A 13,755-nucleotide genomic window follows, 5' to 3' on the forward strand; every position below is an offset into this window, starting at 1 on the left:
GGTGAATGTATGAAATGGACAGAGCGTTTAGGATTTCGCAGAAAAGAGACACGGGCAGCGCCGGCAGAGGATGCGGCCAGGAGCTGGTTCCTCTCGCAGGATGCCTATGACACATTATGCGTACCGGGCTATACCCGTCTTTCGGACAATCCGGAAGTGCGAATCGCTGTCGACAAGATTGCTGATCTGGTTTCCTCCATGACGATCCATCTGATGCAGAATACTGATGACGGTGATATCCGGGTGAGAAATGAGCTGGCCCGTAAAGTGGACATCAATCCTTATAGCCTGATGACCCGCAAAGCCTGGATGTACAACATTGTCCGGACGCTCCTCCTCGAAGGGGACGGCAATTCTATCGTCTATCCGAAAATGGAGGCCGGTTTGTTGGATGAACTGATTCCGCTGGCACCGTCGAAAGTGACATTTCACACGACAGAGACGGCATATAACGTCCGGTACAACAATCGTCTGTACAGCTATGACGAGGTCCTCCATTTTGTCGTCAATCCGGATCCGGATAAACCGTGGATGGGAACCGGCTATCGGATTCCGCTGAAAGAAATCACGAAAAACCTGAAGCAGGCGACAGCTACGAAAAACTCATTCATGGCTGGGAAATACATGCCGACCCTAGTGGTAAAAGTTGATGCGATGAGTGAGGAGCTGTCCACACCTGAGGGGAAAAAGGCAGTCTATGAAAAATACATGGCAGCCCATGAAGCGGGCGCACCGTGGATCATTCCGGCCGAGCTGCTGGACATCGAGCAAGTCAAACCGCTTACACTCGAAGACTTGGCCATCAACGACGCTGTCGAATTGGACAAGAAGACTGTCGCCGGAATTATCGGCGTCCCCGCCTTCTTCCTCGGTGTGGGTAAGTTTGACGCGAAAGAATATAACAGCTGGATCAATTCCAAAATTCTCCCGCTCGCCAAAAGTATTGAGCAGGAGTTGACCCGGAAGTTGTTATATAGCCCGGACTTGTATTTTAAGTTCAACCCACGCTCCCTGTATGCCTACGATTTGAAAGAGCTAACAGACGTAGGTGTTGTACTGTACCGAAACGGTTTAGCACCAGGAAATGAAGCAAGAGATTTGATTGGCCTTCCTCCTAAAGAAGGGTTGGACGAGCTTGTGATTTTGGAGAACTTTATACCGGTGGACAAAATCGGAGATCAAGGAAAGCTGAAAGGCGGTGAGAAAAATGATTGACCGTGAAATGCAAAGGCAAACTCGCAGCCTTTCTACCGATCTGCAGACACGTGCAGAAGAGGACGAGATGGTCATCGAGGGGTATTTTGCTGTGTTTGGCAGCGAGACAACTCTGTGGCCGGGCGCCTTCGAAGAAATCGCGCCAGGCGCGTTTGACAAGACACTGAGTAATGACGTGCGCGCCCTGATCGATCATGAGACCCGTGCCGTCCTCGGCCGGACCAAGTCGAACACATTGACGCTGAAAGTCGACAGCCGTGGCCTATGGGGATCCATCCGCATCAATCCGGATGACTCGGATGCTGTCAACCTGTACCAGCGTGTAAAGCGCGGCGACGTGGACCAGTGTTCATTCGGTTTCAATATCGTTTCTGAGACAACGGACTGGCGAGAAGACGGCACTGTCAAATGGATCATTGAAGAAGTTGATCTGCATGAAGTTTCCGTCGTCACATTCCCTGCGTACTCCGACACCGGCGTACAGGCGCGGAAGCAGGAAGTCGAGCAGCACGATAAGCGCATGTTCGAGCAACGAAAAAACAAACTGAAGGAGAGATTGAAGCATGGCTCTTAAACAAATTTTACTCGCCCGCAAGATTGAACAGCGGAAAGCACTCCTCACCTCGCTGGCCGAGCGTGACGCCGATTTTAAAAAGCGCTCCGCTGATTTGGAAGCGGCGATCAATGAAGCGGACACGGACGAGGACCTGGCAGCTGTGGAAGAAGAGGCGGACAAACTGGACACCGAAAAGGCTGCCCACGATGAAGAAAAGACGACTCTGGAAAGCGAGATCACTGAGCTGGAAAATGAGCTTTCTGATATGAATGCGAATGCGCCGACCAATACGGACGATCAGCGCGGCCAGGCACCTACCCACCACACCCGCAAGGCGGAAGGAGAGACAAGAATGAAAGTGAACAAATACGAGACGCGTTCCGAAATGCTGGATCGCCTGAACATCCAGGAAGTTCGTGACTTCTACTCAAAAGTGTCGGAGGCTGCGAAAAACAAGCGAGCTCTGACAGAAACAAATCTGCTCATCCCTGAGCAGGTCATCAACATGATCCAGACTCGCCTGGGCGACTACTCCACGCTCTACAAAGAGGTCACGGTTCAGACGCTGAACGGTACGGCACGGATCATCATGGACGGCGCTATTCCGGAAGCCATCTGGACGGAAATGTGTGATCCGGTAGAAGAACTCGCGACTTCGTTCAGCCAGACGGAATTGGACGGTTTCAAAGTCGGCGGCTTTATTCCGGTCTGTAACGCGGTTCTCGAAGACAGCATGATCAACCTGGCGAACTTCATCGAGGAACGGCTGGCTATGGCAATTGCAAAGTCCCTCGATAAAGCCATCCTCATTGGCGAAGGTGCAACACAGAAACAACCTACTGGAATTGTCACTGCTCTGGCTGCAGTAGGCCAGGAAGCTCGAAATACGAAGTCAGACGGCCAACTAGGTGATATTGTCGGCAATATGGCGTTGCTTGACACTGGGAATGACGGGGCCGCAATTGGTGAAGTCATCGCAGTCATGAAGCGCAGCACCTACTATGCAAAACTGGCTCCTCAGACGTTCCTGCCGACTGCTGACGGCCGTCTGGTTGTTCAGACGGCACAAGCACCGCGGCTGCCGGATGGCACGCGAATCGTCTTCTCCCAGTACGCTCCGGAGGACAAAATTGTCATGGGAGACTTCAAGAAGTATCTCCTCGGTGAGCGCGCAGGCGTGAAGCTGGCTGTTTCTACTGACGTCCGTTTCATTCAAGATCAGACCGTCTTCAAAGGAACTGCCCGTTATGATGGCAAGCCGATTTACACAGACGCATTTGTTGTGATCTCCATCGAGGAAGCTGTCGTTCCTGTACCTTAAAAATGAGAGGATGATTGAAATGAAATTTGTTGTATTGGAAGACTTCAAAGAGCGGTTCGATCACAATCGAATTTATGAAAAAGACGGGGAATATCCTGTTGGTGGATTCGAGCCTACAGAAGAGCGCATCAAAGAGCTATCGACCAAAAAGAACGACTACGGCCGACCCTTCATCAAAGCGTTGAAAGCTGACAAAAAGAACGCCCAGAAACCTGAAGGGGAAGAGGGCGACGGCAAAGTAGATGAAAAAGATGACAGAGGATGAATTCCTCACCGCTGCATTGACTCTGGCAAAAGCGCGTCTCGGCATCACGTCTTCTGTTCGGGATGCGCTTTTGAAAAATGCCGTGGAGTCGGTTGTGGAGGAGTTGGAAAGCGAGAAGGGACTGACCCTCGACTTTTCCAGCGCCCTGCAGCTGGATTTTGTGAAAGACTATGCAGTCTGGCGTTATCAGTCGGTCGGAGATTCGCAGCTGTCCGCTGCCCGTGTTCCGCTTGCCATGCCACGCCACCTGCAGTTCCGTCTGCATAATCTCATCATCAGTCAGGCAGGTGGTCAGCATGTACGACCATGAGCTTGTCCTGCTGTCCGGCGGCTACACGGAGGATGACCTGGGCAACCAGGTCCCTTCAGTGATCCGGCGGACAGTCCTTTGCAAAAAGGAATCTGTCGGCCGAAACGAATTCTATTCTGCCGCTGCAGCTGATCTGCGGCCGGAACTCACGCTCATCATCCATCAATACGAGTATGAGGACGAGAGCAAGGTGGAATTCGAAGGCCAGCAGTATTCTGTGATCCGTACGTATAAGACCGGTATCGAAGAAATCGAGCTGACTTGCGAGAGGGTGGGCGCCGATGTCAAGAGTTGATATTGACGGTCTGTCAGATGCCATCACGCAGGCGCTGCAGGAGTTCACGACCGAGGTCGAGGATGGTCTTGAGAAAGCGAAGGAAAAGGCGGCCAAGGACGGTGCCAAGACATTGCGTGCGTCCAGTCCGAAGCGATACGGCAACTATGCGAAAGGCTGGACGGCCAAGCTGGAAGGCAAGGCGTGGGTCATCCACAATGCAAAACGTGGTCAGATTACGCATCTGCTCGAAAAAGGGCATGCCAAGCGCGGCGGCGGTCGAGTGCCTGCCCGGGTCCATATCGCCCCTGTGGAAGAACAGGCCATCAAGCAATTCGAAGATGAAGTGAAGAAGGTGATTCGCGGATGACGCTCGCCGAATTGAAAAAGTTACTTGATGCTACCGGCTATCCGGTGGCTTATTCGCATTTCATGGAACCAAAACCCGTTCCGTTCATCTGCTACCGCGTTGCCTATTCGCCGAACTTCCAAGCGGACAACAGGACATATCACAAGATCGATTCCGTCGACATTGAACTGTACACGGATAAGAAAGATCTGGTTGCAGAGGCCGCGCTGGAAGCTGTTCTGGATGCCAATGAAATTCCCTATGATTCTGATGAAACGTTCATCGAATCTGAAAAGCTGTTCCAAAAAATATATGAAGTGAGGTTGATTTGACATGGCAGGAAACAAAGTAAACTACGGACTGAAAAACGTCCATTTCGCCACTATCACGGAAGGGGACGGAGCGCTCACTTATGGCACGCCCGTCCGGATCCCGGGTGCTGTATCGCTCTCCCTGGAGCCGCGTGGCGACATGGTGGAATTCTACGCGGACAACATGCTCTACTACTCGGCATCGTCCAATGATGGATATGACGGGACGCTGGAAATCGCCAACATCCCTGAACAGTTTGCCATCGATGCGCTCGGGGAGGAAAAGGATACAGATGACGCTGTCCTGACTGAGAAATCGGACGCCAAGCAAAAGCCGTTCGCTTTGCTCTTCGAGTTTGACGGTGATCAGAAGGCGACGCGGCACGTTCTATATAGCTGCTCGGCCAGCCGTCCGACTGTCAGCGGTGAGACGACGACCAACTCGAAGGAACCGAAGCCGAACGAACTGTCCTTCATCGCGTCGCCGCGGTCTACCGACTACGCAGTCAAGACGAAAACTACTGCTGAAACAAAAGCCGGCGTCTACGATGCTTGGTACTCGAAAGTCTACGAAAAAGCTGTCATCCCTGGACCTTAATAGAGGAGGAATTCACACATGGAAAAAGTAATCACAATTGACGGCCGCGACGTACGATTCAAGTCGACGGCCGCAACACCACTCCGGTACAAAGCACAGTTTCAGTCAGATTTCTTCGTGGACTTAATGGCGATGAGCGCGCTATCCCGATTGCAAAAGAAAAATGGTGAACTCGATATGGCGACACTGAAGAACCTCGATTTCGACGTCTTCTATAACTTGTTGTGGGTATTTGCGAAGACGGCCGACAAGGACCTGCCGGATCCGATGACCTGGCTGGATGGTTTCGAGGAATTTCCTGTTTTCGAGATAGTGCAGGACATTCAGGAACTCATTGAAAAGAACCTGCAAAGTAAAAAAAAATAAGTGAAGACACAGGAGAGGATTCTGGTGACGAGCTCACCACGGATTCTTTCCTTTTTATTTGCAAAAAAACCGGTCTCGCTTTGGAGGACATGGAGATCATGACGATCGGCATGTGCCTGGACTACGCAGATGAGTATTACGAGCAGCACGATCCGGATAAGCCGAAACGGGCGAAAAAAGCGACGCAGAAAGACTTTGACGAGTTTTGACGGAAAGGGTGAGGATGAATGGCTAGTCGTATCAAGGGAATTACAATTGAACTGGATGGCGACACGAAGGGACTAGACAAGGCCTTATCCGACGTCAACAGTCGGTCAAGTCAGCTGCAGAAAGAATTGCGGGACGTCAACCGGCTTCTGAAATTCAATCCGGGGAATGCCGAGCTGATTGCTCAAAAACAAAAGTTGCTGGCTGAACAAGTTGAGAATACGCGTGAAAAATTGAAGCGGCTCCAGGCGGCCCAGGCGGACGTGGACCGGCAATTTGCAGAAGGCAAAATCAATGAAGAACAGTACCGGGCGTTCCAGCGTGAATTGACGGAGACGGAATCCAAGCTGAAACACCTTGAAGGACAGCTTGCTCAGACGCAATCCAAGTTTACCGAGTTTGGAGAAAAGGCAACAGCAGCTGGCGAAAAGATGAAAAAAGTCGGCGGCCACATGACATCAGCAGGCAAGGAACTGACGACAAAGGTCACTCTTCCACTCGTTGGTCTTGCGGCGGCGGCTGTAAAAGTCGGTACCTCTTTTGAACAAAGTATGTCCAATGTGGCAGCCATTTCAGGGGCCACTGGCAAGGATTTTCAGCTGCTTGAAAGCAAGGCAAGGGAAATGGGCGCGACGACCAACAAAAGCGCCACAGAAGCCGCAGACGCGATGTCCTACATGGCACTTGCCGGCTGGGACACGCAGCAGATCATCGGCGGAATCGAACCGATTCTGAAATTATCCGCTGCCGGTAATATCGACCTTGCTCGTACTTCCGATCTGGTCACGGACTCCATGGCAGCCATGCAGCTCCAAGTAAGCGATCTACCGGGGTTCCTGGATATGGTGGCCCGTGCATCGCAGAAGTCCAACACCGACATCGACAAGCTGATGGAAGCCTTCCTGGTTGCGGGCGGTACCATGGCGTCGTTCAATGTGCCTCTTGAAGAATCTACCGCGGTGCTTGGCATACTAGCAAACCGAGGGTTCAAAGGTGCTGAAGCAGGAACGGCGATGAACGCCATCTTTACCAACCTCACAAGCGGTCTAGGGAATTCCGGAAAGGCAATGAAGGAACTCGGTATCTCTGCCTTTGATTCGAATGGTAAGTTCAAAGGACTTGAAGCCGTCCTGATGGAAGTCAAAAATAAGACTGAGGACATGACTGATAAGCAAAAAGCACAGTACATTTCCATGATTGCCGGTAAAGAGCACTTGAAGTCGTTTAACGCCATCCTCGCTGGTCTTGGCGATGAATATGGTGATCTAAAAGGTGAAGTCTCGAACGCCTCCGGTGCTTTGCAAGAAATGTATGAAGTCATGACCGATAATCTGAAAGGCCGGTGGGATGAATTCACGTCTGCGATGGAAGAGGCGGGGATTTCTATCTTCAAAAATCTGCAGCCGGCACTTGAAAGTTTGCTCGGTTTCCTGCAGAACCTCACCGACATGTTCAATAATCTATCTCCGAAAGTACAAAATACAATTGTTATTTTAGCCGGTATCGCGGCAGCTATCGGACCGATCCTTGTCGTAGTCGGTACGTTGATCGGTGCTGCCGGATCCCTTCTCATAGCCTTCGGCACCATTAGCAGTGCGATCGGTGTCGTCACGACCGGCGTGGCCGCGGCTACTCCGGCAGTCGGCGCTCTTGCATCCATCTTTGCATTTATTACAGGACCGATCGGATTGGCTATTGCGGCCATTGTCGGAATTGGTATCGCCATGGTCGCAGCCTATGCAAAATTCGAAGGCTTCCGGGAAGTCGTGCAAAATGTCTTCTCTGCCGTGAAGTCGGCAATCATGACGGCGCTCGATGCGGTAGTCGCCTTTATCCAGGAGAAACTGGCGTATATCCAGCAATTCTGGACAGAGAACGGGGCGCAAATCAAAGAAGCAGCCATGAATGTATGGAATGGCATCTTGGCGTTCATACAGTATGTCATGCCGGCCATTGAGCAGGTCATCTCCCTTGTGTGGATGGCCATCCAGATAGTCGTCATGTCCATCTGGGAGAACATCAAAGGTGTCATCAGCGGGGCGCTGGATATCATTCTTGGACTGGTCCAGACGTTTGGGGCATTGTTCACCGGTAACTGGTCTGGTGTCTGGGACGGAGTCAAGCTGCTCTTCAGCGGGGCAGTTGAATTCTTGTGGAACCTCGTCCAGCTTATGCTCTGGGGCAAGCTGTTGAAAGGTGTCGCCGTCTTTGCGGGGACATTCCGGACAGCGGTCACCGGTATGTGGACGGCCATCAAGGGAGCGTTCACGTCGTCCATTAATGCGATCAAAACGTTCTTCACTGCCGGCTTTGATGCCATGAAGGCAAGCGGAACGACGATCATGAATGCGATCAAGACAGTCATTTCGACAGTGTGGGCAGCCATTAAGACGGTGTTCTCCGTGACGGTCAATGCGGTCAAATCCCTCTTCACCAATGGATTCAACGCCATCAAATCGGCTGGCCAGTCCATCATGAATGGGCTAAAGAACGTCATTTCGACCGTTTGGAATGCTATCAAATCGGTTTTCGTCAGCACCATCAACGCAGTGAAGAATACAGTGGTTTCCGGATTCAACTTGATTCGAAGCACTATTTCTTCCGTGATGAACGGTATTCGGTCTGTCATTTCCTCCATCTGGAATGGCATCCTTTCTACAATCAGCGGCGTGGTCAATAGTATCAAGTCGGCCGTCAGTTCCGGCTTTTCCGGTGTCGCCAGTGCGATCCGTACCAAGATGGCCGAAGCGGTCCGGACGGTCGCCACAAAGATGACTGAAATGCTTGGCAAAGTAACCGGTGCAGCTGGCAAGTTCCTGAGTGCCGGTAAGGATCTGATTCGTGGGTTGATCAATGGTATCAAACAGATGGGCGCACAGGCCGTTGCGGCGATTACCGGCGTAGTGGACAGTGTGGTCAACAAGGCCAAGTCCTTGCTCGGCATCAAGTCGCCGTCCCGTGTGTTCAAGGCGATCGGTGAGTTTACCGTCGAGGGATTGGCCGTCGGTATTGCCAGCACGCAGAGCAAAGCAAATGATGCCATCAACGGCGTGCTGCAGGCGTTGAATAAGACTGCAAAGGATAACGCCAAGGAAGTCACCAAGATTGCCACGGACGCCGAGAAACAGCGTACGGCCGTCCAGAAGGAATATGCCCAGAAGCGCGCCGAGCTGGCGAAGAAGACAGACGAGTCGGCCATCGCGGCTATCAAGAAGACGAAGAATAAGAAAGGCCAGATCATCGTCACCGGTACGCAGAAGGCGCAGAAGATCCGTTCCGACGCATCTGCCAAGTTGATTAAGCTGCAGGAAGATGAGCATAAGAAACTGTCGTCCATCAATAACAAGGCGTCGTCTGACATGCAGAAAAAGGAGGCGGAGTTGGCCAAGTCTCGTCTTGAAACCGTGAAGAGTTTCGTCGAGGAGAAGAAATCCGTTGAGCAGCTATCCCTGATCGATGAAGTCAACATTTGGCGTCGGTCCATCTCCTTCTTTGCTGACGGCACTAAGGAGAAAATCGAAGCCCAGAAAAACTACAAGAATGCGATTGAGGCGGTCAATAAGGAAATCACGTCCATCAATAAAGAGTACGAAGACGAGATGCAGAAGATCAATGAGAACCTTATCAAAGGCATCGATGACGTCAGCAAGGCGTACCAGGACGCGGAGGACAAGCGCACGCAGTCCCTTCAGTCGTTCGCGGGTATATTCGATTCATTCTCCTGGGAAGTCGAAAAGTCCGGTGAAGAGCTGACGCAGAATCTGCAGTCGCAGGTTGAAGGCTTCAAGACGTGGCAGGTGGAAATTGAAAAGCTAGCATCGAAGGCTGTGGATGATGGTCTGATTGCCGAACTGCGTGAGATGGGGCCGAAAGCCTTGCCGCAGTTGCTGGCGCTGAACGCCCTCACGGATGAGCAGCTGACAGCCTACTCGGATTTGTATCGAGAAAAGATGGCACTCGCTCGTCAGCAGGCGCAAGGTGAGTTGATCGGTATGAAAGCCGATACCGAGAACCAGATTGCCGAGATGCGGAAAGCGGCCAATGAGAAACTCGGCGCGCTGCAGGCGGACTGGGCAGCCCGTGTGAAGGCCATCACGAAGAAGACAGATGATGAGTTTAAAACGCTCACCGGCATCGGTAAGCAGGCGGGGCAGAACCTCCTGGACGGTCTGGCGAGTATGGAGTCCAGTCTTGTCGCGAAAGCCCAGTCGATCGCTGCAGCCGTCAACGCAGCCCTGCAGAGTACCCTTGGCGGATCTGCGAACATCAGCATCCCGACTGTTCCGCAAGCCCGGAGCTTGAGCTCGAATGGCGTCACGAACAACACGACGAATAACAGCCCGACTGTCGTCAACAACTACTACCAGCCAGTCGACCGACCGTCCGAGTTGGCCCGCAAGCAGACGCAGACCATGCGAGACCTGGCTGCCCAATGGTGAGTGAGGTGAAAACGTGAGAATAGCAACCTATACAAATGCACGAGGCGACTCCCTGACATTCCGTCCGGGGTCGCCTTTTACGTTGTCCGACGTACAGGGCCTAGGCGACGTAGACGCGACAGTCCAGCTGCAGCAGGCGCCCTACCAGGACGGCGGCAGCTACATCGACAGTCTACTGTCCCCGCGAGCGATCAGCTTCCGAGTATGGATAGACGGCACGGACGACTCGGACATTTCCCGGAAGAGGTCGCAGCTGTCGGCTCTATTTAATCCGAAGTTAGGACCCGGCGTCTTCCGGTACCAGTATGGTGACCAAGTCAGGCAAATCGCCGCAGTCGCCGAGCATGTCCCGTCATTCCCCACAGGCTTCGACAGCAGAGGGAGACGGCATCAGGTGGCTGTGGTCGACTTGCTCTGTCCGGACCCCTACTGGCGGAGTCTAACCGTGACGGAGGAGCCGATGGCCGCGTTCGTCGAACTGTTCGATTTTCCGTCTGATCATTGGGAAGTCGGAGCGGACGGAGATCTGTATTTCGAAATGGGCATCGAGGGACATACCCGGACCTTTATGAATAACGGGGATGCTGAAATGCCGATCAAGATCACCATCCGCGGCCCGGCCGTCAATCCGAAGCTGACTAACCTAACGACCGGAGAGTTCATCCGGATACGGCGCACGCTTACCGCTTCAGACGTTTTGGTCATCGACACGGAAGACAGCAGCGTCCAGCTGAATGGAGAGGATGCCTTCCCGTGGATCGATCTGTCTTCAGCATTCTGGAAGCTAGCGATCGGCTCGAATGACGTGCAATATACGGCGGATGCCGGGCAGGAAAACGCCACGCTTACGATCGAGTGGCAGGAAAGATACAACGCAGTATAGGAGGCGATACCGTGGCAGAACGCTATTTATTTTTCAACAGCACGCTGAATGACCGGAGACGATACCAGGCGTCCGACATGGCTGACTACTGGGAGTCCTTTTTATCCTCCGGGCTGGTTCATGAAAATGGACAGCCGCAGTTGGCCGTTAATGCAAACGGCCTGAATCGAAATGTGACGATCCCAGTCGGCCGCGCTGTCATGCAAGGCCACCTGTATATCAATGATGCTGATCTGCATAAGCGCATTAGCGATCCGGATTCTTTACTTGATCGGATCGACCGGGTGATTCTGCGCTATGACAACGCATTGGAAACTAGAAGTATTAAATCATTCGTATTAGAAGGGGATGCCTCCCCGAGCCCCGAGCCACCCGCATTGACCCGAGAAGGGGATGTCTACGAGATTTCCCTAGCTCAAATCCGCGTGGTGGCCGGGAAGTCGTTTATTGAGCAGTCGGACATTCTGGATGAACGCCTAGATGAATCTGTTTGTGGCTTGGCGTCCTCGCTCGTCAGCGTCCCCACGGATATATTTTTCAAGGAATGGAATGATTGGTTTTCTGCAATCAAAGACAGCACGTACGTAACGACTGGGGAATTCAAGAAGTCGGAGAGGGCGCTACAGAAGGAAGTATCCAACTTGAATCTGCAAATGGAAGCAGCACAGCGCATTAAGAGTGGTTTGACGTTCGGCACGGACTTTGATACGTCGTTCGGCATGGACATCGATTTCACGCGTTCCATCACGACCACTGTACTGGAACCTGGACAGACAAATTTGCATGTTGAAATCGCAGAAGGGTTTGACGTCGGTCAAGAGGTGTCCATCTATGATGATGTGCATCTGGAAAGACGGACGATCGTGGAAATCCGGAATCAAAATCTCATCATTGACCGGCCGTTGACGCACTCATACAAGGTGGAAACCAACGTCGCTCGTAGCATGGCGGTCGTTGACAAATTCAGTAAGTCGCTCAAGTTCGGTGTGTGGGGTGTTTACGAGCCGGCAAGCTTTGAGTCGAAATTTTCTACATTAGGAAACGTCATAAAATCTAATGTAACCGACCGCCCGTTCGAAATTGCGAACGGAAAGATGATGTGCATGGGTCGCAGAGATGCAACGAACATGTCTATACACACCAAGTCTATTGACCAAGATAATGAGGCTCCTTGGAAAGAAGTTTTTGCTCGACCGACATCCAACGACGTAAACTGTCGTTTCGTATTTTTGCCCTATAAGAAATCAGTTATCTCCTTTACGAGAACTGGTATCACGGACATCATCGTTCATGAAATAGGGGTAGATGGAAACCTTACCGTTCTGGCAAATCTACGCACTACCTATGCTATATTCTCTTTGAAAGTGTTGGAAAAAGACGGTGTGTTTTATATTTTTACATGCTTGGGAAACCAGAACTACGACGCACGCCAGACGTTCATGTATAAGATCACCTATGACGAAATGAAGCAGACCAATGGGGCAAACACATTGCTGGCGACCCCCGAGAATATCCTGACGTCCCAGACATTAGCCCAGGTATTAAATGCCGGTTTCTGTGGCGACACAATCTTTGTTCAGGTCGGGGGTAGGTTCTTCTTTAGAAAAACCAGTGGTGTATGGGAAGAGATTGTTGGCGTGGCTGCTGCTCGTCAACGTGTTGTAGGGACAGGCATTTTCGGAGATAAAGTGTATGTGCTATTGGAAAAGGACACAAGTCCGTTCGATTTGTACTCCTGCTACATCCAACCAAACGGCTTCAAATCCATTCCGAAACTAGTCGCGGAAACTGAAAAAGGGTTTGCCATCGAGCAAGTCCAAAGCACAGTGGATTTGCTAGGGAATTGCAGATTTTACTACTCTCGCGGGAACAACTCTGTGTTCCAGCGCTATATAATAGTGAACCCGGCTACGGATACCATCTCAGAAAGTTTGCTCAATCCGCTTGACTCCCGTCTTTATTACCATTCAAGCGACCGGATGGAAATGAAAACGCCAGTCCGCATAGAACTCACCACCCTCAAAGGCAGTTGGATTTACGGGAAAGGCAAACCGTTGACCGAGAACGATATCCGTTTCCGGTTCAAAGAAACGAATGAAGCAGTCGCGTGGATCGAGCATTCCAATTCTGTGTCTGTGACTGCGGGTAAGTTCGGACCGTATCCGATGGACGTCACGTCTGTTCCGGGTGAAAGCCAGCTCGTTGGTCACGACGTTATGACAAAGCACCCAGAACTCATGCTGACGATGACCCGGCCGTCTGTTGATACGGATGCAGAGGTTACAAAAATATTAGGAGGTGTCGAGTGATGCCCGTGCAGTATATAGACATCAATAATTCTCAAGTTGAATTTGTGAATGGAGAGAAGGATCCAGCCAAGAAAGCGGAAGCTCTCGAAGCAGAAAACGCGGATCTCTGGTTCCAGACCATGTCATTGGAAAGCAAGATGGATGAAGAAACAGCAGCAATCTGGTTCGAACTTATGAAAGGTGGAATGGAAGATGTGGTATGAACGAATCAAACGGTTTTATGATGCAGACTTGTGGACGCTGGACATGGTAGCGGAGGGCGTACGCTGCCGGAAGATTACCGAACAGGAATTCAAGACCATTACCGGCCAAGATTACGCGGCAGTCTGACACCCATTGAGGTGTATTTTTT

The 13,755-nt window shown here is 51.7% G+C and carries 15 protein-coding genes; all 15 read left to right on the top strand.

Annotated elements, in window-relative coordinates; genetic code table 11:
• The first annotated feature begins 9 nt into the window (after positions 1 to 9).
• Positions 10 to 1,215, top strand: coding sequence for a phage portal protein (locus NFU03_RS11850; protein ID WP_251638923.1), 1,206 nt, complete (start codon positions 10 to 12; stop codon positions 1,213 to 1,215).
• Entirely contained in the window at positions 1,208 to 1,789 is a 582-nt protein-coding gene (locus tag NFU03_RS11855) for an HK97 family phage prohead protease (protein WP_251638925.1), read from the top strand. Before NFU03_RS11850 ends, NFU03_RS11855 begins: the two co-directional genes overlap by 8 nt.
• Complete coding sequence (locus NFU03_RS11860; protein WP_251638927.1) at positions 1,779 to 3,092, top strand: phage major capsid protein; 1,314 nt, start codon at positions 1,779 to 1,781, stop codon at positions 3,090 to 3,092. The genes NFU03_RS11855 and NFU03_RS11860 overlap by 11 nt, the downstream gene beginning before the upstream one ends.
• Before the next feature lie 19 nt (positions 3,093 to 3,111).
• Positions 3,112 to 3,357 (top strand): hypothetical protein, encoded by a 246-nt coding sequence (locus tag NFU03_RS11865; RefSeq protein WP_251638930.1) that lies wholly within the window; start codon positions 3,112 to 3,114, stop codon positions 3,355 to 3,357.
• Entirely contained in the window at positions 3,335 to 3,667 is a 333-nt protein-coding gene (locus NFU03_RS11870; protein WP_251638932.1) for a hypothetical protein, read from the top strand. Before NFU03_RS11865 ends, NFU03_RS11870 begins: the two co-directional genes overlap by 23 nt.
• The gene (locus NFU03_RS11875; protein WP_251638934.1) at positions 3,654 to 3,962 is read left to right on the top strand and encodes a phage head closure protein; all 309 of its coding nucleotides are present in this window, start codon (positions 3,654 to 3,656) and stop codon (positions 3,960 to 3,962) included. The genes NFU03_RS11870 and NFU03_RS11875 overlap by 14 nt, the downstream gene beginning before the upstream one ends.
• A complete protein-coding gene (locus NFU03_RS11880; RefSeq protein ID WP_251638936.1) occupies positions 3,949 to 4,311 on the top strand; it encodes an HK97 gp10 family phage protein in 363 nt (120 codons plus the stop codon). Before NFU03_RS11875 ends, NFU03_RS11880 begins: the two co-directional genes overlap by 14 nt.
• Positions 4,308 to 4,622, top strand: coding sequence for a hypothetical protein (locus NFU03_RS11885; RefSeq protein ID WP_251638938.1), 315 nt, complete (start codon positions 4,308 to 4,310; stop codon positions 4,620 to 4,622). The genes NFU03_RS11880 and NFU03_RS11885 overlap by 4 nt, the downstream gene beginning before the upstream one ends.
• A 1-nt stretch (position 4,623) precedes the next feature.
• On the top strand, positions 4,624 to 5,199 hold the full coding sequence (locus tag NFU03_RS11890; protein ID WP_251638940.1) for a major tail protein: 576 nt from the start codon (positions 4,624 to 4,626) through the stop codon (positions 5,197 to 5,199).
• An 18-nt stretch (positions 5,200 to 5,217) separates the two neighbouring features.
• Positions 5,218 to 5,565 carry a hypothetical protein gene (locus tag NFU03_RS11895; RefSeq protein ID WP_251638942.1) on the top strand — a complete coding sequence of 116 codons (348 nt, stop codon included), beginning with the start codon at positions 5,218 to 5,220 and terminating at the stop codon, positions 5,563 to 5,565.
• Between the two features lie 227 nt (positions 5,566 to 5,792).
• Positions 5,793 to 10,211: a phage tail tape measure protein gene (locus tag NFU03_RS11900; RefSeq protein WP_251638944.1), complete on the top strand. Its 4,419-nt coding sequence runs from the start codon at positions 5,793 to 5,795 to the stop codon at positions 10,209 to 10,211.
• A 13-nt stretch (positions 10,212 to 10,224) separates the two neighbouring features.
• Positions 10,225 to 11,094: a phage tail family protein gene (locus tag NFU03_RS11905; RefSeq protein ID WP_251638945.1), complete on the top strand. Its 870-nt coding sequence runs from the start codon at positions 10,225 to 10,227 to the stop codon at positions 11,092 to 11,094.
• Between the two features lie 11 nt (positions 11,095 to 11,105).
• On the top strand, positions 11,106 to 13,403 hold the full coding sequence (locus tag NFU03_RS11910) for a hypothetical protein (RefSeq protein ID WP_251638947.1): 2,298 nt from the start codon (positions 11,106 to 11,108) through the stop codon (positions 13,401 to 13,403).
• On the top strand, positions 13,403 to 13,606 hold the full coding sequence (locus NFU03_RS11915; protein ID WP_251638949.1) for a hypothetical protein: 204 nt from the start codon (positions 13,403 to 13,405) through the stop codon (positions 13,604 to 13,606). Before NFU03_RS11910 ends, NFU03_RS11915 begins: the two co-directional genes overlap by 1 nt.
• Complete coding sequence (locus NFU03_RS11920) at positions 13,596 to 13,733, top strand: XkdX family protein (protein ID WP_251638951.1); 138 nt, start codon at positions 13,596 to 13,598, stop codon at positions 13,731 to 13,733. Before NFU03_RS11915 ends, NFU03_RS11920 begins: the two co-directional genes overlap by 11 nt.
• The last annotated feature ends 22 nt before the right edge of the window (positions 13,734 to 13,755 follow it).

The organism is Sporosarcina sp. NCCP-2716, from assembly GCF_023707985.1.
Lineage (GTDB): Bacteria > Bacillota > Bacilli > Bacillales_A > Planococcaceae > Sporosarcina.

Bases quoted from the DNA above. Each gene is read 5' to 3' on its own strand.
- NFU03_RS11850 (WP_251638923.1), top strand. From the start codon at position 10: ATGAAATGGACAGAGCGTTTAGGATTTCGCAGAAAAGAGACACGGGCA.
- NFU03_RS11855 (WP_251638925.1), top strand. From the start codon at position 1,208: ATGATTGACCGTGAAATGCAAAGGCAAACTCGCAGCCTTTCTACCGAT.
- NFU03_RS11860 (WP_251638927.1), top strand. From the start codon at position 1,779: ATGGCTCTTAAACAAATTTTACTCGCCCGCAAGATTGAACAGCGGAAA.
- NFU03_RS11865 (WP_251638930.1), top strand. From the start codon at position 3,112: ATGAAATTTGTTGTATTGGAAGACTTCAAAGAGCGGTTCGATCACAAT.
- NFU03_RS11870 (WP_251638932.1), top strand. From the start codon at position 3,335: ATGAAAAAGATGACAGAGGATGAATTCCTCACCGCTGCATTGACTCTG.
- NFU03_RS11875 (WP_251638934.1), top strand. From the start codon at position 3,654: ATGTACGACCATGAGCTTGTCCTGCTGTCCGGCGGCTACACGGAGGAT.
- NFU03_RS11880 (WP_251638936.1), top strand. From the start codon at position 3,949: ATGTCAAGAGTTGATATTGACGGTCTGTCAGATGCCATCACGCAGGCG.
- NFU03_RS11885 (WP_251638938.1), top strand. From the start codon at position 4,308: ATGACGCTCGCCGAATTGAAAAAGTTACTTGATGCTACCGGCTATCCG.
- NFU03_RS11890 (WP_251638940.1), top strand. From the start codon at position 4,624: ATGGCAGGAAACAAAGTAAACTACGGACTGAAAAACGTCCATTTCGCC.
- NFU03_RS11895 (WP_251638942.1), top strand. From the start codon at position 5,218: ATGGAAAAAGTAATCACAATTGACGGCCGCGACGTACGATTCAAGTCG.
- NFU03_RS11900 (WP_251638944.1), top strand. From the start codon at position 5,793: ATGGCTAGTCGTATCAAGGGAATTACAATTGAACTGGATGGCGACACG.
- NFU03_RS11915 (WP_251638949.1), top strand. From the start codon at position 13,403: ATGCCCGTGCAGTATATAGACATCAATAATTCTCAAGTTGAATTTGTG.
- NFU03_RS11920 (WP_251638951.1), top strand. From the start codon at position 13,596: ATGTGGTATGAACGAATCAAACGGTTTTATGATGCAGACTTGTGGACG.